This window comes from Streptomyces yatensis (assembly GCF_018069625.1).
Classification (GTDB): domain Bacteria; phylum Actinomycetota; class Actinomycetes; order Streptomycetales; family Streptomycetaceae; genus Streptomyces; species Streptomyces yatensis.
Window position 1 is genome coordinate 8307905 of the sequence record NZ_CP072941.1, and the last position, 23742, is coordinate 8331646.

At 71.7% G+C, this 23742-nt stretch carries 17 protein-coding genes; all 17 read right to left on the reverse strand.

Annotated elements, in window-relative coordinates; genetic code table 11:
- Nucleotides 1-5: 5 nt before the first annotated feature.
- A complete protein-coding gene (locus J8403_RS34730; protein ID WP_211126594.1) occupies nt 6-1289 on the reverse strand; it encodes a DUF4910 domain-containing protein in 1284 nt (427 codons plus the stop codon).
- Nucleotides 1277-2302, reverse strand: coding sequence for an NAD-dependent epimerase/dehydratase family protein (locus J8403_RS34735; protein WP_211126595.1), 1026 nt, complete (start codon nt 2300-2302; stop codon nt 1277-1279). The genes J8403_RS34730 and J8403_RS34735 overlap by 13 nt, the downstream gene beginning before the upstream one ends.
- Before the next feature lie 3 nt (nt 2303-2305).
- Nucleotides 2306-2956 (reverse strand): PIG-L deacetylase family protein, encoded by a 651-nt coding sequence (locus J8403_RS34740; RefSeq protein WP_211126596.1) that lies wholly within the window; start codon nt 2954-2956, stop codon nt 2306-2308.
- Nucleotides 2953-3747, reverse strand: coding sequence for a glycosyltransferase family protein (locus J8403_RS34745; RefSeq protein ID WP_211126597.1), 795 nt, complete (start codon nt 3745-3747; stop codon nt 2953-2955). The genes J8403_RS34740 and J8403_RS34745 overlap by 4 nt, the downstream gene beginning before the upstream one ends.
- Nucleotides 3744-4979, reverse strand: a complete 1236-nt coding sequence (locus J8403_RS34750) for a class I SAM-dependent methyltransferase (RefSeq protein ID WP_211126598.1) — start codon at nt 4977-4979, stop codon at nt 3744-3746. Before J8403_RS34750 ends, J8403_RS34745 begins: the two co-directional genes overlap by 4 nt.
- A complete protein-coding gene (locus J8403_RS34755; RefSeq protein WP_211128583.1) occupies nt 4976-6217 on the reverse strand; it encodes a glycosyltransferase family 4 protein in 1242 nt (413 codons plus the stop codon). The genes J8403_RS34750 and J8403_RS34755 overlap by 4 nt, the downstream gene beginning before the upstream one ends.
- An 11-nt stretch (nt 6218-6228) precedes the next feature.
- Complete coding sequence (locus J8403_RS34760) at nt 6229-7470, reverse strand: O-antigen ligase family protein (protein WP_211128584.1); 1242 nt, start codon at nt 7468-7470, stop codon at nt 6229-6231.
- Between the two features lie 16 nt (nt 7471-7486).
- On the reverse strand, nt 7487-9004 hold the full coding sequence (locus tag J8403_RS34765) for a right-handed parallel beta-helix repeat-containing protein (RefSeq protein WP_211126599.1): 1518 nt from the start codon (nt 9002-9004) through the stop codon (nt 7487-7489).
- A gap of 10 nt (nt 9005-9014) precedes the next feature.
- On the reverse strand, nt 9015-10991 hold the full coding sequence (locus J8403_RS34770) for a heparinase II/III family protein (protein ID WP_211126600.1): 1977 nt from the start codon (nt 10989-10991) through the stop codon (nt 9015-9017).
- A complete protein-coding gene (locus J8403_RS34775; RefSeq protein ID WP_211126601.1) occupies nt 10988-13195 on the reverse strand; it encodes a bi-domain-containing oxidoreductase in 2208 nt (735 codons plus the stop codon). The genes J8403_RS34770 and J8403_RS34775 overlap by 4 nt, the downstream gene beginning before the upstream one ends.
- 18 nt (nt 13196-13213) lie before the next feature.
- Nucleotides 13214-15148 (reverse strand): asparagine synthase (glutamine-hydrolyzing), encoded by a 1935-nt coding sequence (asnB, locus tag J8403_RS34780; protein ID WP_211126602.1) that lies wholly within the window; start codon nt 15146-15148, stop codon nt 13214-13216.
- Nucleotides 15149-15151: 3 nt separating this feature from the next.
- Nucleotides 15152-16672, reverse strand: coding sequence for a Wzz/FepE/Etk N-terminal domain-containing protein (locus J8403_RS34785; protein WP_211126603.1), 1521 nt, complete (start codon nt 16670-16672; stop codon nt 15152-15154).
- A complete protein-coding gene (locus tag J8403_RS34790) occupies nt 16669-18066 on the reverse strand; it encodes a Wzz/FepE/Etk N-terminal domain-containing protein (protein ID WP_211126604.1) in 1398 nt (465 codons plus the stop codon). The genes J8403_RS34785 and J8403_RS34790 overlap by 4 nt, the downstream gene beginning before the upstream one ends.
- Nucleotides 18063-19328: a glycosyltransferase family 4 protein gene (locus J8403_RS34795; protein ID WP_211126605.1), complete on the reverse strand. Its 1266-nt coding sequence runs from the start codon at nt 19326-19328 to the stop codon at nt 18063-18065. The genes J8403_RS34790 and J8403_RS34795 overlap by 4 nt, the downstream gene beginning before the upstream one ends.
- Nucleotides 19318-20643, reverse strand: coding sequence for a nucleotide sugar dehydrogenase (locus tag J8403_RS34800; protein ID WP_211126606.1), 1326 nt, complete (start codon nt 20641-20643; stop codon nt 19318-19320). The genes J8403_RS34795 and J8403_RS34800 overlap by 11 nt, the downstream gene beginning before the upstream one ends.
- A gap of 70 nt (nt 20644-20713) precedes the next feature.
- On the reverse strand, nt 20714-22192 hold the full coding sequence (locus tag J8403_RS34805) for a sugar transferase (RefSeq protein ID WP_211126607.1): 1479 nt from the start codon (nt 22190-22192) through the stop codon (nt 20714-20716).
- Between the two features lie 813 nt (nt 22193-23005).
- Nucleotides 23006-23443: a cupin domain-containing protein gene (locus J8403_RS34810; protein ID WP_211126608.1), complete on the reverse strand. Its 438-nt coding sequence runs from the start codon at nt 23441-23443 to the stop codon at nt 23006-23008.
- Between the last annotated feature and the right edge of the window lie 299 nt (nt 23444-23742).

Here is a 23742-nt window from a genome sequence, read left to right on the forward strand (position 1 = left end):
CCGCGTCATGCCTTGATCAGCCCGGCGCCGTGCAGGGCCCCGGCCGCGTCGGCGACGGTGTCGAACGGGAGCCCGGACCGCTCGGCGACGTCCAGCAGACTGTGCTCGCCGTCGGAGAGGTTGAGCACCCAGAGCATGGCCAGCTGGGCCTGTTTGGTGTCGCTGCGGCCGCCGAGCGCGTCGTACAACCCGCGCCGGCCCAGTTGCGGTTCGCCGTAGGGGCTGAGGTTGAGGTACCGCCGGTTGCGGTCCAGGACGGCGAACGCCTCGCGGCAGACCGCGAGGGTGTCCGCCATCGCCTCCGGGGAGACGAAGTCCAGGTTGTCCGCCGAGGTGTGGTACTCGGGATAGCCGGCGTACGGAGTCCGGGTGAGCGAGCCCACGCCGAGATTGAACCCGGGCGAGCAGTATTGCCGCTCGTCGTAGCCGTACGGAGTGAACTCGGCGATGTGGTGCGGCCGTTCGGAGGCGGCCAGCACATACCGCAGCACCCGGTCGATCTCGGCGTCGCCGCGCCTGCTCCGCTTGTACGTCAGCGAGCCCGGGTCACCGGCGCAGGCCAGCACCAGGCCGTGCTTGACCCGCGCCACCCGCTCCGCGTTGCGGGCCAGCCAGGTGATCGCCCCGATGGTGCCGGGCGCGTAGATGAACCGGTAGGTGTAGTACGGGGTTTCCCGCGCCAGGGCCCGGGCCAGGAACGTCGCCACCGCGATGCCGGCCAGGTTGTCGTTGGCCAGCGACGGGTGGCAGACATGGCAGGAGACGATCACCTCGTCGGAGACCTGCCCGGGGACCACATGCTCGGCGTAGGTGAGGTGGCCGTCCTCGAGTGTGGAGTCGACGCGGACCTCGTACTCGCCGTCCGGCAGCGCGTCCAGGGTCTCCTGGGCCAGGCAGAACCCCCATTCCCGCTGGTAGTAACTGGTGCGGTACGGCACCCATGCCGGGTGGTCCGGCAGCGTGTGCAGGTGTCCGCGCAGCTCGGACAGGGGCATGGTCGTCGACACCGGCACGCTGTAGCCGAGCACGTGCAGGCTGGACGCGGCGAAGTCGACGACCCGGTGGCCGGTGGTGTCGGCGATGTACGCGTCCCGGATGTTCCACTCCTGCGGCACCGTCCAGTCGAGCACCCGCGTCCCGGTCGGCACTTCGTGCACCCGCAGCGGGATGTACTCCCCGACGATGTCCAGGGTGGCGCGCACACCGTCGCCGGTGATGCTCCGGCACAGCGGGTACATCCGCTCCACCAGCGTGTACATCTCCTCGCCCACCTCGGTCACCGGCGCCACCGGAGGGTGTCGTCGACGGTGCCGGCGTCGGACGCCGCGCGCAGCACGGCGAGGCGGGTGAAGCGCCGCTCGAAGTCCTCCCGGGTCAGCCCGAACTCCCGGTAGGCGTCGGCGAGTTCGAGCGCGCCCCGCTTCACCGTCCACTCGCAGTCGAAGCCGGGCATCGCGGCGCGGAACCGGGAGAAGTCCACCCGGTAGGAGCGCGGGTCGGCGCCGTTCTCGCCCGTGATCCGCACCTTCGCGCCGGACACCGCCTCGGCGACCTGCGCGGCGATCTCGGCCACCGTGACGTTGTTGGTCTCGCTGCCGATGTTGAACGCCCGGTCGTGCACCGCATCGCGCGGCGCGGTCAGCGCGGCCGCGAAGGCCCGCGCGATATCGGCGGCGTGCACCAGCGGGCGCCACGGGGTGCCGTCGGAGAGCACAAGGACCTCGCCGGACAGGAGCGCGTGGCCCACCAGGTTGTTCAGCACGATGTCGGCGCGCAGCCGGGGCGAGTAGCCGAAGGCGGTGGCGTTGCGCATGAACACCGGGCTGAAGTCGCCGTCGGCCAGCGCGTGCAGGTCGTCCTCCACCCGCACCTTGGACTCCGCGTACGGCGTCACCGGCCGCAGCGGGGCGTCCTCGCCCACGAGTTCGCCGCCACCCGCGGCGCCGTAGACCGAGCAGGTCGACGCGTACAGGAAGCGCCGCACTCCGGCGTCGCGGGCCAGCCGGGCCAGTGTTATGGAGGCGTGGTGGTTGATGTCGTAGGTGAGCTGCGGCGCGAGCGATCCCAGCGGGTCGTTGGAGAGCGCGGCCAGGTGGATCACGGCGTCCACCCCGGCCACGTGTTCGGCCGTGATGTCGCGCAGGTCCACCCGGTGCCCCGGCGGGTCCGCGGGCGGCACGCCCAGCACGCAGTCGGCGAACAGGCCGGCGTCGAGGCCGACGACCTCGTGTCCGGCGGAGCCGAGGACCGGGGCCATCACGGTGCCCAGATAGCCCTGGTGTCCGGTCAGCAGTACGCGCAAGGTTCAACCCCCCAGGTTGAGCGTGAATTTGGTGACGGCGAACGCCTCGGCATAGCGGGCGTGGCATTCGATGCCGCGGATCCGGGCCAGGCCCAGGAAGGCCTCCCGGTCGTACCAGGGCCGGTGCCGCTGCGAGGGGTAGTGCTCCTGCAGCAGCCGCACCTTCTGTTCGGCGATCTCCGGCGGCAGCGGCTGGTACGCCGCCGGACGGCCGAGATCGCCGTCCCACTTGACGATCTCGTAGCCGAGCACGAGGTGGTCGCGGAACGCGGTGGGCAGCAGCCGCGCCAGGCCGCGGTGGTCCTGGTGCGCGTCATCGGTACGCGGGGCGAGGACCAGGTCCGGCTCGGTCCGCGCGCGCAGCTCCTCGACGGCGGCCTTGGCCTCCTCCCAGTGCGCGGGCATCCGCCCGTCCGGCAGCTTGAGCACGGTCAGCCGCAGGTCGGCGCCCGGGCAGAAGGCGGCGAGTGCGGCCCGCTCCTCCCGCTCCCGGTCGGTGCCGCCGCCGGAGAGCACCAGCGCGTCGACGCGGATGCCCGGCCGCGCGCCGCACAGCGTCAGCAGCGTGCCACCGGCGCCGATGGCGATGTCGTCGCAGTGCGCGCCCACCGCGACGATCCGGTCCGGGCGGCGCCCGGCCCCGAGCCGGATCACGCGCTCACCCCCGCCCCGGCGCGCTCCCACACGGCCCACGGGCGCTCGCCCCGGGCGTAGGCGGAATCGAGCGCGGCCCGCTCCTTCACCGTGTCGGTCGGCTTCCAGAAGCCGCGGTGCTGATGCGCCACCAGCCGTCCCCGCTTGGCCAGTTGGGCGCATCCGTCGGCGACCAGGTCCCCGTTCTCCGGTATGTGGTCGAAGACCTCCTGGCGGAGCACGAAGTAGCCGCCGTTCTCCCACAGCGGCATGTCGCTCACCGCGGTGATGCCCCCCACCAGGCCGTCCTCGCCCAGGTCCACGCAGTGGAACGAGGACTGCGGCGGCACCACCATCATCGAGGCACCGGCGTCACGCCGGGCGAAGTTCTCGATCATCTCCGGCAGCGGGGCGTCGGTGAGCACATCGGCGTAGTTGGCGAGGAACATCTCGTCCCCGTCCAGGTGGTGCCGCACCCGGCGCAGCCGCTCCCCGATCGGCGATTCGATGCCGGTCTGCGCGAACGTGATCGTCCACTGGGCTATGTCGGTGGACAGCAGTTCGGTCCGCCCGCCCCGCAGCACGAAGTCGTTGGACGTCGTCTCCTCGTAGTTGAGGAAGAAGTTCTTGATGTGGTGGGCCCCGTAGCCGAGGCACAGGATGAACTCCGTGTGCCCGAAGTGCGCGTAGTAGCGCATGACGTGCCAGATCAGCGGCCTGGGCCCGACCATCGCCATCGGCTTGGGCACATCGTCCGCGGCACCGCTGCGCATGCGCATCCCGTAACCGCCGCAGAACAGGACGACCTTCATCGCTTTACCTCGACAATGCTCAGTTCCGGGATGGGGAAGACCAGCCGGCCGCCCCAGTCGTGCACGAAGGACAGCTGCTCGACCAGCTCGGCCCGCAGGTTCCACGGGAGGACGAGGACGTAGTCGGGCCGGTCGGCGGCTATCCGCTCGGGCGGAAGGATCGGGATGCGGGTGCCCGGGGTCAACCTGCCGTGCTTGTAGGGGTTGCGGTCGACCGTGTACGCGAGCAGGTCGGGCCGGATGCCGCAGTGGTTGAGCAGGGTGTTGCCCTTGCCCGGGGCGCCGTAGCCGACGACCGTCTCGCCGCGCTCGGCCGCCTCGATGAGGAACCGCAGCAGATCCCGGCGCACCTTGGCCACCCGGGCCGAGAACTCGGCGTATCCGGACAACTCCTCCAGCCCGGCGGCCTTCTCCCGGGCCAGTACGTCGGCCACCTGCCGCGTGGGCTCCCCGGCCACCTCGGCGGGCCGGGCCCACAGCCGGATGGAGCCGCCGTGCGTGGGCAGCAACTCGACGTCCACGAGCGCGAGTCCGCCACTCGCGAGGGCCTGGATCGCGGACGCGACCGTGTAGTACTGGAAGTGCTCGTGGTAGATCGTGTCGTACTGGTTCTCCTCGATCAGGGTCAGCAGGTGCTGGACCTCGATGGAGACCCAGCCGTCGTCGGCGACCAGGGCGCGCAGCCCCCGGGTGAACCCGACCACGTCGGGGATGTGCGCGTACACGTTGTTGGCCACGACCAGGTCCGCCGGGCCGTGGTCGGCGCGGACGCCCGAGCCGGTGGCCGGGTCCAGGAACTCGGTGAGCGTGGGCACACCCGCCTCGCGCGCCGCTTCGCCGACGTTCACCGACGGCTCGATGCCCAGGCAGCGGATCCCGCGGTCCACCACGTGCCTCAGCAGGTACCCGTCGTTGCTCGCCACTTCGACCACGAAGGCGTCGGGGCCGAGCGGAAGCCGCCGCACGGCGTCGGCGACGAACGTGCGCGCGTGCTCCACCCAGGAGGTCGAGTAGGAGGAGAAGTACGCGTACTCCTTGAACGTCTCCTCCGGCGTGATCAGCGGCGGGATCTGCGCCAGCCAGCAGTCGGTGCAGACCCGCAGGTGCAGCGGGTACGCCGGCTCGGGTTGATCCAGTTGGTCCGCGGCGAGAAAGCTCTCACATGGTGGCGTCGCCCCGAGGTCGACGACGCTCGCCATCGCTTCCGAGCCGCAGAGTCGGCATCGTGTCATCTACTGTCCCCATCCCCCCTGCTCGCGCGGGTGTCCCCGCCGCGAGCCAGTGCTGACCGTCCCGCGATCGCGGTGCGGTACCCCTCCAGCAGGCGCTCCAGCCCGACGGCCGGGCTGAAACCCCGCTCATAACGGCGCCGGGCCGCCTGGCCCATCTCCCGGCCCAGGGCCGGCTCGGTCGCGATCCGGCGGATGCCGGACGCGAGCGAGGCGGACTCGCCCGGCCGGTGCAGCAGCCCGGTCACCCCGTCCTCGACGAGTTCGACGAAGGCGCCGTGACCGGCGGCGACGGTCGGGACCCCGGCCGCCATCGCCTCCACGACCACCAGGCCGAACGCCTCCAGCCACGTGGAGGGAGCCACCACGGCGACCGAGCGCGCGATGGCGTTGCGGCACTCCGCCGGGTCCAACAGGCCGACGTAGCGCACATCGTCCCGGCCGGTGGCCCAGGCGGTCACCTCCCGCTCCAGTGGCCCCGTGCCGGCGATCACGAGCGGGACCCCCACACCGCCGCTCGCCGCGATCTCGTCCCATGCGGCCATGAGCAGCCGCACGCCCTTGGCCTCCGCGAGCCGGCCCAGATAGAGCAGCTGCTCTCCGTCGCCCATGCGGCACGTGCCCGGCTCCGGCACGAAGTTGTGCTTCACCACCAGCCGCTCAGCCGGCATGCCGGACCGCACCAGGACGTCGCGCTGCGCCGCGGAGATGCAGAAGAACCGCTCCACACCGGACCACCACCGCCGCCGGTTGACCGACAGGCTGACCGCGAGCGGCACCGTCGCCAGGCGGGAGTCGCGGTAGCAGCCGTGCCGGACGGCGGGCAGCGGCGCCGATCCGACGCACTCGGTGCACGGCCGGCCGTCCCGCCGCAGCGTGCCGGGCGGGCAGACCTGGGTGTAGTTGTGCAGCGTGGCGACGGCGGGCACGCCGACGTCGGCGCAGGCGGCGAGCACCGCGGGGGACAGGAGCGGGAAGACGTTGTGGATGTGGACCACGTCCGGCCGCTCGGCGCGCAGCCGGGCGGCGAGCTCCGCGCGGACCGCCGGGTTCCATGGCACCAGCAGCGGCACCTTGGCCTTGCCGAGGAGGGACCGGGCGGCGATGTCGTCGCTGCGCCGCTCGAACACCTCGACCCGGTGACCGGCCTCGCGCAGCAGCGCCACCTCCTGGTCGACCACCTTGTTCTCCCCGCTCGGCTGCGCCGAGGCGTAGCGGTTGTGCAGTACGAGGACGTGGATGCCGTGCGTGCTCAAGGAACCTCCGATCTACGGGCCCAGCGCGGGATGTGCCGTCGGGGGAGTTCGGGCGTCGAGGCGGGAGCCGCCGCGGCGGGTGCCGCCAACAGCGAGGCGGCCAGGGTCAGATGCAGCAGATACGGCGAGGCGTCGCCCAGACCGGCCTCGGTGTACGAGGCGATGGCGCAGTAGCTGATCAGGAAGATCGCGCAGGCCCGCTGCAGCGACGGTGGCCGCAGCAGCGCGACGCCGCCCAGCACGATGATGATCGCCGAGACGAGGGTGACCCCGATCAGACCCTGCTCGTGGTAGACGGCCAGCCAGCTGTTGTCGATCGGCAGCCCGCCGAACGACTTGTCGCCCAGGCCCACGCCGAACACCTTCTCCGAGGTCGACCGCGGCGCGGCCAGCAGGGCGTCCCAGACCTTGGCCCGGCCGGTGAGATTGGAGAAGTTCTCCTTGCTCTGTCCGCGCAGGAACCACGCCTGCAGCGCGGAGGCGAACGCCACCCCGGCCACGGTGGCGCACAGCACCGTCCAGGCGAAGAACCGGCGGGCGGCGGCGCTGGTCAGGATGAGCGAGCCGATCGCCAGGGCCAACCCGATGAACAGGCCGAGCGTGGCCGTCCGGGTGTGGGTCAGCGCGAGCAGGACGAATGAGGGCACGATGACCACCGCGGCGCTCGCCCTGTCGGTCCGGCGGCCCAGTACGAGCAGCACGGTGAGCCCGATGATCACCGCGGCGTACTGTCCGATCTGCGGCGGGGTGAGCGGCCACAACGCGCCGACCAGCCGCCCGCCGTACAGCTCGGGCAGGGCCGCGCCCGGTGAGACGACCAGTCCGGCGGCCACCGATCCGAGCACCGCGAAGTACATCCGGATGTGGTACCGGACGAAGGTCAGGCCGCCGTCCCACCAGCGGCTGAGCAGCCACAGCGTGCCGACGAAGAGCGCCAGCCGGGTGCAGCGGAACAGCGCACCGAAGCCGGACTCCAGGTCCGCGCTGGAGATCACGCTCGGCACCAGCAGCAGGGTGAGCAGGAACAAGCAGGCGCCGGGTCGGATGCGCAGCCGGGGGTTGACCGCGAGCGCCAGCGCGAACGCGGCGACCAGCGCACCCATGGTGACCATCTGGATGAGGGAGCGGGGCAGCGGGACGATGGTCTTCGCCCCGGCGGAGCCGAGCGTGTTGAGGACCAGCAGCCCCCAGACCGTCCCGACGATCTTCGAGGTGCGCGACGCGTGGTCGGTGCTCAGATGTCCGGTGCTCAGCTCAACCACCGTCCCCTGCACGGAAGGTGCTGCCCGTGTCCTGCTGGTACGGCGTGCCCTGCCACTGCCAGGTGTCGAGTGTCCGGCTCGGGTCGTGGGCGACGAACTTCCATGGTCCGAGGTAGACGTTGTCGTACCAGCGGTTGTGCTGCTTGCGGGTGATCGCCTCGGCCACCCGCTCACCCTGGTACGGCGACCAGTCCGGATAGGTGCCGTAGTTGGCCAGCACCGCCATGCGGTCGCACTTCCCCGTGCAGTCGACGACGGACTTGTCCAGCACGAAGCGGTTCTTGTGGATGTCCACCCGCTGGGTCTTCCACCGGCAGTCGGCGTAGAGCGGTGCGGTGGCGATGGCCGGCTGTGCGCAGCGGCCGGTGTTCTTCACCAGCAACGTGCAGTCGCCTGAGGAGGTGTTGGCCGGGCTGTTGCAGAACCGGTCGGCGTTCTCCCACAGGGTGATCCCCGACCAGTTGTTCTCCAGCACGTTCCGGTAGATCTCGATCTTGTCCGTGCGGGCGCGGATCCGTGGTTCGCCGCCGGACTCGGACAGATAGACGGCCGGATACGGGAAGGTGTCGCCGCGGTCGGCGTATCTGCGGCCCTCGACCCAGTTGTTCCGCCGGATCGTGTTCTTCCGGATGACCGCGTTGTAGCTGGTCTCGTAGATCAGCGCGGCACCGTCATTGGCCTCGAGCACATTGTTCTCGATGCGGAAGTCGTTGTTGTTGGTGTCCGCCCACAACCCCGTTCCGCGGTTGTCGTGTACCCAGTTGCCGCGTATGTCGGCGCCGTCGACGGCCCAGAACTTGATGCCTCCGGTGCAGCCGCAGCCCTCCCGCCGCCGCTCCCAGTCGCCGGTGTTGTTGCCCACGATCTCGTTGCCCTCGACCACCAGACCGCTGATACGGCCCTTGGCCTTGTACGCGTTCATGCCGTACTGACCGTTGTCGCGCAGGCAGCTGGCGCGGACCCGCTGGCGGGCACCGGCCATGAGCCCGGCACCCGAGTTGTTCCGGATCGTCGCGTGCTCGATCACCCACCCGTCGGCCGAGTCATGGTTGACCACGCCCTCGTCGTGCGGCGCGACGAAACCCCGCACGGTCAGGTAGCGGATGGTGACGTTGCGGGCGGTACCGCCGAACGCGTACTGGTTCTTCTTCCGGCCGTCGAGCACCGCGCCCGGCGCACCGAGGTAGCGGTCCCCCTCCTTGGGGATGACCTGGGCGTAGCGGTCCGACTCGAGCCTGTGCCTGCCCGGCCGAAGCCAGAACGTGGTGTTCCGCGGGCTGCTCCTGGTCTTCGCGGCCAGGTCACCGGCGACCGCGGGGTCGACCGTCACCGCGCCCGGCGGCGCCTTCGCCGGCCCGGCCGCGGGCTTGGCGCACACCCGGGCCACGGACGTGGCCGGCACAGCGCTCGGCTTCGCCCGGGCGCCCGGCGTGCTCTCACAACCGGTCGCCGCCAGCAGGGCGAGCGCCAGCGGTGCCGCCAGCGCCCAGTGCCGCCTCCTGATCCCCACACGCCCCCCCCTAGCCGTGGAACCTGAGCACGGTGGTGAACTCCCCCGACGGCGCGGTGCCGTCGGCGAAGCCGGTACCGACCAGCGTGGTGGCGGGTTCCTTGCGCCCGAATCCGGCGGAGTACCAGCCCAGCGGCGGGTCACTCTCGCCGCGATGCGCTCGCCAGGACAGCTGCCCGGGCAGGTCGAGCACCGCGGAACGCCCCTCGCCGTCCCGGGTCCAGGTGAGCACCGCCCGGTTCCCCACCAGCTCCGCGGCGATCGCCGGGCCGAGGTGGAACACCAGGCGCACGTCCCGGCGCGGACCGCGCACCTCGTCGACCACCGTCAACTCGCCGCTCGCGGTGGCCAGTTCCACCCGGCGGCGGTGCACGGACCGCTGGTAGCCGTCGTGCTCGGCACACCAGCGGGCCGTCCCCCCGGCGGAGGCGTCCGAGGTGTCCGCGGTCAGGACGCGGCTGCGGGCATGCCGGGCCCACAGGAACGGGCCGCCGGAGACCGACTGGTCACCGCCGTCCATCTGCAGGGTGTTGTGGCCGAGGGTCGACCGGAAGTACTGCCGCCACTCGGGCTGCCCGTGGTAGCAGAACGTCCCCGGGTCGGCGAGCACATCGACCCCGTCGTGCCGGACCTCCACGGACAGCGCGTCCGCGTGGGCATGCGCGGCGATGGACAGAAAGCCGTGCGGACCGCCGTCGCAGCGGCACCAGATCTCTCCCGGACCGCGCAGGACGGTGAGCCCCGCGTCGGCGAAGTGGCCCGGCCGGCTCGGCGGGCGGGCCACGGCCGGTGCGGCCCCGACTGCCGCGTACGGCCGGATGAGCGCGGCCAGCAGCGGGGTACGCACATCGGTACCGGTCACCTCCGGCCACCAGTCGAGGCGGCCGAACACGGCGTCCCCGGTGGCCAGCAGCGAGGCCCAGCGGTCGGTGCCGGTGCCGTCCACGACCAGCCCGTGCCCGTCGTCCGCGTCCCCCTGGCGCGGCGGACGCAGGTGGCTGTCCACGACGGCCGCGAGCGCGTCGGTCATCCGCAGCAGCACCAGCCGGACGGACGCGGGGACCGGCACGCGGGCGGCATCCGCCTCGGCCACCGCCGCCAGGCCGAGCTCCAGGACCAGTCCGTGATACTCGGTGGCCAGCTCGCGGTTGAGGCCGGAGTCGAAGGTGTTGTGGCGCAGGTGCCGCTCCAGCGACCGCAGCGCCCCGGCGCGCCAGCGCGCCGAGGAGGGGAACCAGCCGAACGCGCAGGCCGCGGCGAACTGCCCGGCGGCCTCGGCGATGACGTGGTTGTTCGCCGAGGATCCCCGGCTGGGGAAGGCGGCCAGCCAGCGCTGGTGGTGCCAGATCTGGTTCATCGCCACCGGATTGCCCTCGAACAGCCCGGCCGCGCCCGGCCAGCCGTCGAGCAGCCGGCGGATCCACACCCAGGACAGCAACCGGATCCCCAGCTCGATGCCGCTGATCCAGTGCACACCGCGCAGCGGTGGGTTGGCCGCCCACCACGACCGCAGATGCGCGGCCACGCGCTCGGCGTACCGCTCGTCCCCGCTGATCGCGTAGGCGGCGGCGAGCACGGTGAGGTACTGATGCCGGGACAGCTCCCAGATCTGCTTGATGTCCCCGACCGCGTCCTCGTTCCGGTACGGCACATTGAAGGCGTAGCCCCACGGAGCCCGGCGCCCGGTCTTCGGGTCGCGCCACCAGTCCGGGTCGGCCAGATCGTCGCGCACCACCCCGAAGTACTCGGCGTGCCCGTACATCAGCCGGTCCGCCTCGGCGATGAGACGTTTCGCGGCGTCCGGTGGCACCGCGGCGAGCGTCCCGGCGGGCAGGACCGCGGTGAACCGGGCACCGGTCACGTTCGGGCAGTCCGGCCGCGCCGACCGCCACCGCCGCCTGCGCACCGCGTCGCCCGCCCGGCCCGCGATCTCTTGCGGTCCCATGCGGGACAGCCGCCGCAGGTACCAGCCGGCGCTCATGGTCATCGCGCCCTCGCCAACGTCACCGGCGCACCGCCGGCCAGGCCGGTCCGCACGGCGAGGGTGGCCGCCGTGGTGGCGACGAGCGACTCCAGCGGCACCGGCATCGGCCCGCCGGTCCGCACGGCCTTGATGAACGCGGCCAGTTCGGCGCTCTGGCCCTTGTCCCGGGCCCTGGGCAGCCGCGAACTGATCCACCGCTTGCGGCCGCCGTCGTGGACAGTGGCCCGGACGAAGTCGTCGAGCCGCAGCGCCTTGCCGTCGGCGACCAGGTCCAGCGTCTCCTTGGGGAAGTCGGCCGGGCCGCTGGTGACGTAGCTGATGGTGGCGGCGGACCCGTCCGGGTAGCCGAGCACGACCTGCAGGTCCTCGTGGCCGGACGTGGCGACCGCGTACACCGAGACCGGGTCGGAATCCAGCAGCCAGCTCGCCGTGTCGATGAAGTGTCCGCCCTCGCCGGCGAACCGCGAGCCCTCGGTGCCCTGCTGGAGGTACCAGCTGCCGTGCGCGAGACGGCCCGCGTTGACCAGGTAGCGGAGGTTCGCCGGACCGGTCCGGGCGCCGAACCGCTTCCTGGCCTCCTGCAGCAGCGGCGCGAACCGGCGATTGAAGCCCACCTGCAGCCGGTCGTTGCCGGACTCCTCCACCGCCGCGAGCACCCCGGCCAGTTCGTCCTCGGTGAGGGCCAGGGGCTTCTCCACGAAGACGGGCTTGCCGGCCAGCAGTGCCCTGCGGGTCAGTTCGGCGTGCGAGCTGTGCCGGGTGACCACGAACACCGCGTCGATGGACGGGTCGCCGAGCACGGCGTCGAGATCGGTGGTCGCCTCGGCGAAGCCGAACTTCCGCTGCGCGTTGGCCGCGGACAGCGCCGTCGTGGTGACGACGGTCGACAACACGACTCCGTCGCGCGGCGCCAGGTGCGGCAGCAGCATCGACGTCGCGTAGTTCCCCGCGCCGACGAAGGCGAGGCGCACCGGCGTCGGGACGGCCCGGGCCGGGGCGGACGCTCCACCGCCGCGCGGCCGCACCGCGGGCACGGCCACCGCCGGGGCCGCCGCTTCCCCCGTTTCCACCGCTCGGCCGGGGTGCCCGGGATACCGGAACAGCACGGTCACGGCCTTCAGGCCGCCGTCCTTCAGGCGCTGGTACGTCTCGACGGCGTCGTCGAAGTCGGCGACGTGGGAGACCAACGGCTCCACGTCGACGCTGCCGCGGGCGAGGAGATCGAGGAAGCACGCCAGGTTGCGGCGCTCGGTCCAGCGCACATAGCCGATCGGGTAGTCCCGCCCCTCCAGCTCGTACTCCGGGTCGTAGCGACCGGGGCCGTAACTGCGGGAGAACCGGACGTCGAGCTCCTTCTCGTAGTACGCGTTCCACGGGAGGTCCAGGCGGCACTTGCCGATGTCGACGACCCGGCCGCGGTCCCGGCAGAGCCGGGCGGCCAGCTCGACGGGCTGGTTGCTGCCGCCGCCGGCGGCCAGATACACCTGATCCACGCCGTGCCCGCCGGTGAGTTCGGCGACGGCCGCCTCCACGGTCGTGGACGCGGGATCGCCGCAGGCCGCGGCGCCCAGGCCGGTGGCCAGCTCGCAGCGCGCCGGGTCGGGGTCGGCCCCGACGACGCGGACGCCCGAGGCGGCGAGGAGCTGCACCGCCAGCTGCCCGATCAGGCCGAGGCCGATGACCAGCGCCACTTCGCCGAGCCGGGACTCGCCCTGGCGGACGCCCTGCATCGCGATCGACCCGACGGTGCCGAAGGCAGCGTGCCGCGGCGCGAGGCCGTCCGGCACCGGTGCGTAGAGGTTCTTCGGCACCCAGTTCAACTCGGCGTGCAGCGCGTGCTCGTTGCCGGCGCAGGCCACCAGGTCGCCGACCTTCACATCGTCGATCCCGGCGCCGACCTCCTCGACCACCCCGCACAGCGAGTAGCCCAGCGGGGTGTAGGAGTCCAGCTTGCCCATCACCTTGCGGTAGGTGGCGGGCACCCCGTTGGTGGCCACGCTCTGCATGACCTTGGCCACCTGGTCGGGCCGGGAGCGGGCCTTGCCCAGCATCGACATGCCGGCCTCGGACACCTTCATGAGCTCGGTCCCGGTGGAGATCAGCGAGTAGGCGCTGCGCACCAGCACACCGCCGGGCTTGCACCCCGGCACCGGCACGTCGAGCACGGCCAGCTCGCCGGTCTTGTAGTTCTGCACAACCTGTTTCACCCGAACTCCTCTGCATTCCTAAGCCGTCAACCGAGTGCTCTGGCCGGACCCAGAGGTCGCGTCGCGATACCAGTACTCGAGGGTCAGCACATGCCACAGATGTTTGGAGAAGTCCCGCTGTCCGGCGGCGTCCTCGGCGACCATCCGCGCCAGCGCGTCGCGGCGCAGAAACCCGGAACGGACCAGCACCCCGTCGTTGACCACCTCGCGCACCAGCGGTGCCAGATCCCGGCTCATCCAGGCCCGCAGCGGGGCGCTGAACAGGCCCTTGGGCCGGTAGACGATCTCCCGGGGCAGGATCGAGGTGGCCGCCTCCTTGAGGACGGCCTTGCCCTGCCGTCCGACGATCTTGCGATTGCCGGGCACGGCGAACGCCGCCCTGACCACCTCGACGTCCACGTACGGCACCCGCACCTCGGTCGACGCGGCCATGCTGGAGCGGTCGGTGTACGTGAGGTTCAGGCCCGGCAGGAACATCCGGGCGTCGCCCAGACACATCCGGTTGACGAAGTCGTCGAGGTCGTTGTCCCGGTAGATGTCGGCGTGTTCGGTCAGCACGTCCTCGACCGTCCCGGCCAGGTCCGGGTCGATCAGCGCGAGCAGCTCGTCCTGGTCGTACAGGGTGTAGCTGCGCCGGAACGCGGTCTCCTCCGGCAGATCGGCGAAGGAGAGGAACCGCTTCGCGAAGCGCACCGACCGGTACCCCCGGCGGGAGGTGGCGACCGGCAGCCGGTCCACGACCCCGGACACCCCGCGCCGCAGGGGCCGCGGGACGCGCTGGTAGCGCAGCGCGAGCAGGTTGGCCAGGTGCTTGCGGTACCCGGCGAACAGCTCGTCGGCACCCATCCCCGAGAGCATCACCTTGACCCCGGCCTCCCGGGCGGCCGAGCAGATCAGGAAGGTGTTGATCGCGGCGGGGTCGCCGATCGGCTCGTCCAGGTGGTACGTCATCTCCGGCAGCAGGTCGAGCACGTTCGGCGCGATCTCGATCTCGCGCAGGTCGACGCCGAACCGCTCGGCCACCCGCCGGGCATGGCGCAGGTCGTCCGGCATCGCCTCGAACCTGGCGTCCTCGGCGCGGAATCCGATCGTGTACGCCGAGATCCCGGGCCGGTCGCGGGCGGCCAGCGCGGTCAGATAGCTGGAGTCCAGACCACCGGAGAGGAAGGTTGCCACGGGTACGTCGGAGAGCAGGTGGCGCCGGGTCGACTCCTCGACGACGGCGGCGACATCCGGCAGCTCGCCGGCCCGGGCCCGCTCCCGCCCCTCGGCGGCGACGTCCTTCAGGTCCCAGAACCGGCCGCTCTCCACCCGGCCGTCGGGCCGCAAGCGCAGCCAGCTCCCCGGCGGCAGCTTCTCCGCCTCGCGGAACGCGCACCGTGAGTCCGGCACCCAGTAGTACAGCAGTGAGGCCACCAGCGCCGCATGGTCCACCTCCAGCGATCCGCCGGTGGCGGCGGCGAGTGCCTTGAGCTCGGAGGCGAACACCAGACCCGCACCGCGCCGGAGCAGGAACAGCGGCTTGATGCCCAACTGGTCGCGGGCGAGCACCAGTTCACCGGTGCGCTCGTCGAAGATCCCGAACGCGAACATGCCGCGCAGCCGGGGCAGGCAGCCCGTGCCCCAGCGCCGCCAGGCCTCGAGCAGCACCTCGGTGTCGGAGGTGCCGCGGAAGCGCGCCCCGGCGGCTGTCAGCTCGGCACGCAGCTCGGGCGCGTTGTACAGCTCGCCGTTGTAGGTGAGGGCGAGGCCGTCGGAGACCATCGGCTGGGCGCCGGTCTCGGACAGGTCGATGATGGCCAGCCGGCGGTGCCCGAGGTGCACTTCGCCGTCACCGGCGCGGTGGCCGTACCGGCCCGCCCCGTCCGGCCCGCGGTGGGCGAGGGTCTCGGTGAGCCGGTCGGTCACGACCTTCCCGTCCGGCCATCGGTATGTGCCTGCGATGCCACACATGTCCTACCGCGCCTCCTGGTCGCTGTCCGGGACCCGTGCGGCCCACATCGGCAGCCGGTCCGTCCGTAACCGGCCCTTCACGTTCTGCCGGGCCGGTCGCTCGCCATGGCCCCGCAGCGCGATGTGCAGCCCGTCCCATAACGTGCCGTCGGTCCGGTCCCGCGGATCGGGGTCGATCAACACCACACCGATCACCGGAATGCTCTGGTCCGCGAGCTGCCGCGCCACGGTGTGCAGCCATGCGGCGCTGCCGTGCCCGGCACGCACCACGAGCACGGTCCGGGTGCCGAGGTACTGGAGGTCGGTCCACGCCGTGCCGGGCGCGACCGAGCCGACTCCGAGCCGAAGCTCCTGATCCGGCACGGCCGCGGCCCGCTCGCCGCCGACCACGGCCGGGTCTCCCGGCTTCGGACGGCGGTCCGCGAGCTGCCGGCCGGGCAGCCCGTCGACGATGACCACCGGGCCGTCCGCCGCCAGTGCCCGGGCGACGTCCAGGGCGATCGCGCTCGTGCCGCGCGCACAGCCCAGTTCCAGCAGCGACACCGGTTCCGCACACTCGCGCACGGTGCGGGCCAGGGACGTGGTGAGCCTGGTCCGTGCCGCCCGGGTGCGTCGGCGCCGCCACAGCCCGCCCGACCGGCGGGGCAGCTCCGCGATGACCGAGGCACCGAGGTTCGCCGCGATCTCCCGGCGCAGCACGGGGCGGTCGGCCACCACCGTGCCGACCGCGGCCAGCGCTAGCCCGAGGACGAGCCCGAGGACGAGACCGATCGCGGCGTCGGTGACGGCGGCCTTGGGCAGGGAGTACCGCACCGCGCGCGGGGCGTCCACGATCTGCGTGCCGGAGACGACCTTGGGCGTGCCGGTGCGCGCCTCCGCGGCGCGCTGGTCGAATTCGGCGATCCGCGAGTTGAGCTCGGCGCGGCGGGCGAAGAGCGACTCGATGCCCGCCGACGCCTTGGGATCGCTCTCCGGCGATCGATCTCCGATCTCCTCGTTGACCCGGGTGAGTTCGTCCCGCATGCGGTCACGCTGGTCGAGCAGGGCCTGGGCTTCGGCCTTCGCGGTTTCCCGCATCCGCCGCACATGGTCCGCGACGAACGCGTCGGCCAGCGCCTTGGCGCGGGCCACCGCCTGCGCGTCGCTGTCGCCTGACACCGTGATCTGCAGCAGGTTGTTGGTCAGGCCGGCACCCCGGTAGTCCTGCATGAAGTCCTCAGGTTTTTCCGTGGACTTGAGGGAGCGCAGGGCCTTGTCGGCGATCCGCGTGGTCTGCAGCAGTGCCACATCGGTGCGGATCAGCGTTCCGGTGTCGTTCGGCTGGTCCTCCTTGTGCGCGACCAGCACCTTGGTCACCGCGGTCGGCGGTGGCGGCAGCAGGACCGCCATCGCCGCGCCGGCCAGCAGTCCCAGCAGCGCCAGGGCGCACCAGAGGCGACGGCGCCTGCGCACCGCCACCACCAGCGCCTGCAGGTCCAGCAGCGGAGCGGAGGCCGACGACTCCGACGTCTTGCTCGTCGTCACACCGAACCTCCCGGCGCGTGGCCGCGGACCGTGAGCGCCGGCGTGGCGGCATCCCGGGGAGGGCCGGCGGACCGTGCCGGACGGGCCCGGACGGTGCCGACGACGACGGTGCCGACGACCTCGTGCCCCGCGTCCGCACACGCCTCGGCGACGTCGGCGAGCTCCTCCGCGGTCCGGCTGCCCGCGCTGAGCACGACCAGGGCACCGGACTCGGTGCCGCGGTCCGGCACCATCGGCTGGGATACCGAGATCCCCACCACCCGCAGCATGGGGTATGCCCTGCTCGACGAGGCCGGGGAAGGATCGCCCTCGGCCTCGGCGACGAGCTGCCCGGCGGCCCGGCGGGCGACCTCGTCGCCTTCGGGTACGACAACCAGCAGCCGCCGGGGGCCCGGCAGTTGGTCCCGGAGGTGGGCGCACACCCGCCGGTAGCGGAGCTGCCTGCTCGCCTCGTCACCGGACGTCCGCGGGGTCGGCAGGTCCCACCGGATGTCGAGGCCCAGCAGCCGGCGGATCCGGGACCGCGGGCCACGGCCTTCCGGCCGGTGCGCTCCCCGTTCACCAGGTACGTCGACGGTGCCCAGCAGCGTGGAGCCCAGCGCCGCGGCGATCTCCGGTGCGGTGCGCGGCCGGCGGCTCGCCCGTGCGGCGGCGAGATGGCCGATGACCGCGATCAGGAAGAACAGCAGCGCCCCGGCGACGATGAACTGCGTCCTGGTCGGCGCGGCCTCGCCGGTCGGCCGGGCCGCCGGCCCCATGACGACCATATTGGCCCGGTTGGTCGTCGGGTCGGCCTCGTCCAGCTTTTTCACGGCCTCCTGCAGCGCGGTACGCAGCTTCGCGAGCTCGGTGCGGGCCTGCACGCTCTCCACGGTCCGCCCCGGATCGGCCGCCTCGGCCAGGTCGGTGATGCGGCGGTTGGTCTGCGTCACCATCTTCCGCAAGTCCTCGGGCCCGGCCGCCGATTCGGGGTCGGTGTTGTCGCCCGCGAGCCGCGCGGCGAAGGTGATGAATTGCTGGGCCACCTGGTCCGAGAGCTGCCGCGCGCGTTCCGGGGTGTCGGCCGTACCCGAGATCTTGATGATGTTCCCGTCGGCGGCCTTGGCGCTCACCCGATCCCGCAGCTCGCCGCCGCTGACCCCGGGCCAGCCGAGCGTGGAGGCCGCGCGGTCGACCACCACCGAACTGGTCGCGATCTCCGCCTGGGTCAGCAGCTCGCGCTCCTCCCACTGCCCCGGCAGCAGTACCGATGCCGACGTCGTGTACCGCGGCGGAAACAGCAACGAGGTGCCGTAGCCGACCACCGCACCCAGCACGGCGACGACAGTGAGCAGCCGCCAGCGCCGACGGAGCATCCGCCCGATCGTGACCAGGCGTATCGTGTCATCGCTCAACGGTGCGGCCTCTTCCCTGGCCGCGCCGGGGAGCCCGCCGACACCGGGGTGCGGTCGCGGCAGGCGGCGGCGTAGGCGGCGAGCAGCGACGCCTGGGAGTTCCGCCAGGAGAGCGGCCCGCCGATCCGCTCCTGGCCGATCTTGCCCATCCGGGCCCGCCTCTCCGGATCGTCGAGGAGCAGCGCGATGAGCCCCGCGAACGCGGCCTCGTCGTTGGCGGGCGCGTAGACGGCGGCGTTACCGGCGGAGACGCGCGCCTCCTTCAGGTCGAAGGAGACGATCGGCCGGCCCATCGCCATGTATTCCAGGACCTTGTTCATGGTCGACACGTCGTTGAGCGGATTGCGCGGGTCGGGGGAGAGGCACACGTCCGCGGTGGACAGATAGCGCACCAGGTCGGCGTCCGGGATGCGTCCGGTGAACCGCACCTGCTCGGAGAGCCCGAGCTGCCGGGACAGGTCCACCATCGCCTCGAAGGCGTCGCCGGCGCCGATGAACACCGCATGCCAGTCGGTCCGGCCGAGTTCGTCGCGCAGCTTCGCCAGGGCCCGCAAGGCGTAGTCGACGCCGTCCTGAGGGCCCATGACGCCGAGGTAGCACAGCAGATGAGGCTTGCCGCGCTTCAACTCCGGCTCGGGCGGGACCGGTTGGAACCGCTCGACCTGGGGCGCGCTGCGCACGACGAAGACGTCCTCCGGCCTCCGGCCGCCACGGCGCAGCGCGACGTCCCGGTAGCTCTCGTTCGTGGCGAGCACGATGTCCGCGGCCCGGTAGGTCCGCCGTTCCAGCGCGCACACGGCGCGGTAGAGCAGGTCTTCGCCGCGGTCGAACCGGGAGAGGTACAGCTCGGGTACCAGGTCGTGCTGGTCGAAGACGAACCGCGCACCGCGCCGCTTCAGCCACCGCGCCGCCAGGAACAGCAGATCGGGCGGGTTGCAGGCGTGGACCACGTGCACCGGGCCGACCTTGCGGGCCAGCCGGGCCGTATGCCACAGCGCGGATCCGTACTCCCGCAGATACCCGGCCGGTCCTCCGGTGGCCGCGCGCAACGGGTAGCGGTGGATCCGCACCCCGTCGATCTCCGCCTCGGGCTCGGTGTCCCGCTTCTCCCCCCGGGGGCAGATGACGTGCACCTCCCAGCCCGCGTCGCGCAGCGTCGTGCACTCCTGCCACACCCGCCGGTCGAACGGCACCGACAGGTTCTCCACCAGGATCAGCGCGCGCCGCTTCAGCGCGCCACCGCCGGTCGTGTCACCAAGCAAGGCCCATGTACCCCGGTTCGGCCCGGCGCGCCTCGGCGTCGGGAAGGCGGATGAGGTCGACAAGCACCGGACCGTCGCCCTGGGGCAGTGCCGACAGCACGGCCGGATCCCCGGTCCCGACCAGGCACACCTCGGCGTGCTCCAGCACCTCGCCGACGGATTCCGCGAGCAGCTGCGCGAGGTGCGGCAGCCGGTTCTCGATGTACTCGCGGTTCGCGCCGATCAGCCGGGAGAGGTTGACGTTGGCGTCATAGATCCGCAGGTCGTAGCCCTTGCCGAAGAGCCGCTCGGCCAGTTCGACGAGCGGGCTCTCACGGAGGTCGTCGGTGCCGGGCTTGAAGGACAGCCCGAACATGCCGATCCGGCGCTTGCCGGTGCGCTCGACCAGGTCCACCGCGCGTTGCAGATGGTCGGAGTTGGAGGGCAGTACGTGGGCGAGAATGGGAACCGAGACATCGGCCCGCTGCGCCGCGTACACCAGGCTGCGCAGGTCCTTGGGCAGACAGGAGCCACCGAAGGCGAAGCCGGGCCGCAGATAGGCGGGGCTGATGTTCAGCTTGCGGTCGGCCAGGAACACGTCCATCACCTGGTGCGAGTCCACCCCGAGCGCCTGGCACACCGCGCCCAGCTCGTTCGCGAAGCCGATCTTGAGACCGTGGAACGCGTTGTCCGCGTATTTGATCGCCTCGGCCGTCGGGACCGGCACCCGGAACACCTCGCCGGGCACACCGTCGTACAGCGCCGCCACCGCGTCGCCGCTCGCCGGGTCGAGCTCGCCGATGACGGTCTTGGGCGGGTCGAAGAAGTCCCGCACGCTCGTGCCCTCGCGCAGGAACTCCGGGTTGACGGCGACCCCGAAGTCCACCCCGGCCGTGCCGCCCACGTTCTTCTCCAGGATCGGCACCAGCAGGTTCAGGCAGGTGCCCGGGAGCATGGTGCTGCGGAACACGACGGTCCGCCGGCCCCCCTGCCCGGCCCCCTCGGCCAGCGCGGCGCCGATCTGCTCGGTGACCCGCTCCAGATACGTGGTGCACAGGCTGCCGTTGGGCTCCGACGGCGTGCCCACGCAGACCAGCGACACCTCGCTGTTCCTGATCGCCTCGCGGACGTCGCCGGTGGCGCGTAACGCTCCGGTCCGCACGACCTCGGCGATGAGCTCCCCGATCCGCTCCTCGACCACCGGGGCCTTGCCGTCGTTGACCAGGTCGACCTTCACCTGGTTGACGTCCACCCCGATGACCTCGTGCCCCATGCCGGCCAGGCACGCGGCCGATACGCAGCCCACGTAGCCGAGCCCGAAAACGCTGACTCTCATGACCCGTCTCTCCCCCCAGGCAGGCCCTCGCGGCCTGCGGTCCGCGCGCCGGTCGGACGACCTGCGCGCATCAGTACGCCCCCTGCCCGTGCAGCACCGCACGCAGCGTCTTCCACAAGATCACTGTGTCCAGGGCGAGCGACCAGTCCTCCACGTACCGCAGGTCGAGGCGGACCGCCTCCTCCCACGGCAGGTCGCTGCGCCCGCTGATCTGCCACAGGCCGGTGAGCCCGGGCTTGACCAGCAGCCGCCGCCGGATGTCCGGGCCGTACGCCGCGGACTCCTCCGGCAGCGGAGGCCGCGGTCCGACGAGCGACATCGATCCGGTGAGCACGTTGAAGAGCTGCGGAAGCTCGTCGAGCGAGTACCGGCGCAGCACCGCTCCCACCCGGGTCACCCGCGGATCCCGGCGGACCTTGAACAACAGGCCCGCGCCCTCGTTGCGGTCGGCCAGCTCCGCACGGGCCCCGTGGGCCCCGGCGACCATGGTGCGGAACTTGAGAATGGTGAACTCGCGGCCGTCCTTGCCGACCCTGCGCTGGCGGTAGAACGCCCCACCCCGGCTGTCCACCAGCACGAGCAGTCCGACGAGCACCATCAGCGGCGCGAACAGCATCAGCAGGACCGCCGCCCCCACCCGGTCGACCACCTCTTTGATCGCCCGGCGGCCCCCGGTGAAGGTCGGCATGCTGACCCGCAGCAGCGGGATCCCCAGCACCGCGTCGACATGCAGCCGCGGGCCGGCCACCTCCATCAGCACGGGGGCCACGACCATCTCGGCATCGCTGCCCTCGAGGTTCCAGGCCAGCCGCTGCAGCCGGTCCGGTGACCAGTGCGGGTCCGGTGTGACCGCGACGACGCGGTAGCCGTCGTGGCGGACGTGCTTGGCGACGTCGGTCAGCTGGCCGACGACCCGCACTCCGTCCAGTCGGTCACTGTCGAGCCCCCGACCGTCCGTCGTGCACACCGCCTCCACCCGCCAGCCGAGATGCGGGAACTTGCGGGTCCGGGTGATCAGATCGCGCACGGTGGCCGGGCTCCCGGCAGCGAGCACCGGTCTCAGGCACCGTCCTTCCTTGCGCTCTTTGTGCAGCCACAGGCGGAGCACATACCGCGCGGTCATGGTGACGATCGCGATCGCGGGGATCGCGACGAAGATCCAGAGCTTGATGTTGCGCGAGGTCAGGGCGATCCCGCCGAGCGCCAGGACGACGGTCGCCGTGAACAGCGAGCGGCCGAGCCGGCGGAATTCCTCGGCGCCCTGGCCGAGCACGGCCGGAGCCCATGACCGGCTCACCGCAAGCGCCCCCAGCACCAGCAGCTCGGTGCCGAAGGCGAGAATCCCCCACTTCTCGTGCCAGTTGGCCGCGTCCCGGGCCCCGAAGAAGTTGCCGATCGCCGCCACCACGATGGCGGTGGCCACGGTATCGCTGGTGATCACGGTACGGCGGTACCGCTGCTCCCAGTTGTCCGCGGGCCGGCTGACTGCCCCGTTCGCCAGACGCCCGCGCTCTGACGAAAACGGGCTGAGTAATCCCCCTCGCCGCACAGAACCCCCCCAGGTCCCCAGTGGTTCGACGTATTCGCCCAACACTGTTCCTCCCACTCGGGAGGCCCCCCCTCCCGCACTGTTCCTCCCCTCGGGAGGCCCCCGCCTCCCGTCGCGCCGTTCCTCCGCCGGGAGGTCCCCACCTCCCGCGCATGACATCGCGGATATCGCAGCGCTCTTTGGACACCCCACCCGGACGGGTGCGGACCCGCCTGTCTTGCCGGACTCTCGAGGTGCGTGGGAGGCCGTCGAAACCTCGGGTGCTCCCCACACCCAAGGCCGCCCCTCTCGGGCTCCCAGAATTGATCAATCCCACGTCCGGCGCCGTGGACGCGCCTGCTGGCCGCCCGTAGCGCCGGACCTGTAGATCATTATTTGTCGCTCGTGTCCAAACATGTGGAGCACGGGTCAATGTAGAACATCGGGCCCGCCTGAAGAAGAGTTGTGTGCAATTTGTGCTCAAAGTTTGAAGCCGGAGCCGCCGAGCGGTGACTGCCCTCTGCGCCATCGCGCCCGGCCCAGGCGTATGGATCGCTGGCCAGGATCACCCAAGGTGCCGGGTCCGCGCTGATGGTCCCCCAGGTGCTCAGTGGCATCCGTCTCCACTTCGCCGCTGAGCGGCGCCTCGGTCGCCGTCCCTCGACCTTGCCGCCCTCGCCGCCGTCGCTCTGGCGGGCGGTCAGTGCGAGCGCGGCTGCGACGGCGACGAGGGCGGCGGTACGGACGGTGTGGCGAGTGGTCTTCAGGTGGGTCCTGTTGTGGGGTTCCACGAGCCGGGCCGGCACCAGCGAGACCGGTGCCGCAAACCGCCTGCTACTGGAAGTCGCAGCCGGGGTTGGGGGCATCCTCCGACAGCGGTGCACCATGCGGGAGGACATACAGCACGTCCAGGACGACCGGTGTGGTGCCGAGGTTGCGACCGATGTGCACGTGCTCGGAACCGGAAGGCTCGGTCAACGGGCTGCCCGGCGGGTAGACGCCGTCGGACGTGCACGTGGAGTCGAAGTGGCTGAGCGTTCCCTGCTCGACGAAGGCGTACAGAGTGCCGTCGTGGAAGTGCCAGCCGGTGCTCTGGCCGGCAGGGATGGTGATCTGGCGCAGGATGTAGTCCTTGCCGCCCACCGTCTTCTGCGAAATGATCTTGCCGCTCACACCGGGACCGGCCGGTGTCGCCTCGGCCGTGGCGACGCCCGCCAGTGTTGCTGTCGCGGCGAGGGCCGCGACCATTCCGGCCCGTATGCGCTTGTTCATGCCGATGTCTTTCTTGCCGTTGGTTCTCGCCCGGCCGCGGAGGACGCGGCGTCGGCGAACTGCCTGTGTGGCGTGGCCTCCAGGCATGCCCGGAGGCCAGCTGTCAGTGACACGTAGAGCATGGCGTCAAGGTGCAGTTCGAGCCAGACAGAGGCGTGCACTGGGGCCAAGGCGTGATGGAGATGTGTCCCCGTCCCCTGTGGACCGGCCAGGGCCGGGAGACGATCGCCGACAAGTCCGGCATCGCCTGCCTCACCCGGGGTGGGCGGGCTTCGGCCCACTCCGCCGCGAACGCCTCC

What these genes read in the sequence shown, in the direction of transcription:
- J8403_RS34745 (WP_211126597.1), bottom strand. Translation starts at nt 3,747, where the DNA reads ATGAAGGTCGTCCTGTTCTGCGGCGGTTACGGGATGCGCATGCGCAGC.
- J8403_RS34750 (WP_211126598.1), bottom strand. Translation starts at nt 4,979, where the DNA reads ATGACACGATGCCGACTCTGCGGCTCGGAAGCGATGGCGAGCGTCGTC.
- J8403_RS34770 (WP_211126600.1), bottom strand. Translation starts at nt 10,991, where the DNA reads ATGACCATGAGCGCCGGCTGGTACCTGCGGCGGCTGTCCCGCATGGGA.
- asnB (WP_211126602.1), bottom strand. Translation starts at nt 15,148, where the DNA reads ATGTGTGGCATCGCAGGCACATACCGATGGCCGGACGGGAAGGTCGTG.
- J8403_RS34800 (WP_211126606.1), bottom strand. Translation starts at nt 20,643, where the DNA reads ATGAGAGTCAGCGTTTTCGGGCTCGGCTACGTGGGCTGCGTATCGGCC.
- J8403_RS34810 (WP_211126608.1), bottom strand. Translation starts at nt 23,443, where the DNA reads ATGAACAAGCGCATACGGGCCGGAATGGTCGCGGCCCTCGCCGCGACA.